At 39.4% G+C, this 929-nt stretch carries 2 protein-coding genes; both read right to left on the reverse strand.

From position 1 onward, the window contains the following. Positions 1–265: 265 nt before the first annotated feature. Positions 266–730, reverse strand: a complete 465-nt coding sequence (locus ADIWIN_RS05415) for a DUF4221 family protein (RefSeq protein WP_020898111.1) — start codon at positions 728–730, stop codon at positions 266–268. A 5-nt stretch (positions 731–735) separates the two neighbouring features. Beyond that, on the reverse strand, positions 736–929 hold a 194-nt coding region (locus ADIWIN_RS21200), incomplete at its 5' end, for a hypothetical protein (protein ID WP_040756617.1).

The following is a 929-nucleotide window of genomic DNA, read 5'->3' on the forward strand; positions in this document are numbered from 1 at the left end:
ATTTTGAAAAGTGCTAAAGTCCTGGACCGGATATAATTTCCTGATTTAGGGATTAGGAGAGGGTAAGAAGTTGAGTAGGTTGATGCTTTTTTCTACAACAATGTTGAAAAGGTCCTTAAATGCTTTTTCAATCGAGTGGTGCTTCTTTTCTGACTATATAGGTCTAAAATTTAAAGTCAATCACCGCAAAACCCAATTCATCTTCAACATTGACATAGGACCAGAGCTTGCCGTCTTTCCAAAAAACAGCTTCCCGGAACTTGTTTTAAGCCTTCAATTTTTGGTTTCGCCCAAAAACNTTGAAGTCTTGGTCATAAGACGAAAAGAAAACCTCATAAGTAGATGGATCTTCTCGTCTTTCACCCAAAAATGTTTTTTTACCCAGTCGTAAAAACATTTCTCTGCTCTCATCCCAGCGCGGTTCCATGTAGTTCAATTGTTCGTAGACCTTTCGTCGGTCCTCGGAAAATTGCGCCTCATCGGTAGGTGAATTATTCACCGTAACTTCCATCCGATTGGGGAAATTTTGGTGTTGAATAGGTATAAAATACAAACTGTCCAACTTGGGGTTAAGTCGATAAATCCCACTCATTGCCCCCGAAGAAATCAATAATTGACCATTTTCAATGGTTGTAAAACTCCCTACTCCAAAATAGCGGTACATCGTACCTTCACCCGATTTGGTAATGAAAGTCCCTGAAAATTCCTCAACGGCTTTCATCTCAGGCATTGGTTCTATTCGAACTCCCTTGGAATGCGGATCGATGATGTAAAGCTTGTTTTCCCTAACGATTCTAAGGAAGGCTGAGCATAAATCCGATTTTTTTCGAAATCAAAAACAGCTCTTGCGTAAAGCTTTTGAAAATTATTAGCCAGCTCAGAATCGATACCTTCCGGCACAATCTTAAGATTTTTTGTTGTAGTTTTCC

The organism is Winogradskyella psychrotolerans RS-3 (assembly GCF_000427335.1).
GTDB classification, from domain to species: Bacteria; Bacteroidota; Bacteroidia; order Flavobacteriales; family Flavobacteriaceae; genus Winogradskyella; species Winogradskyella psychrotolerans.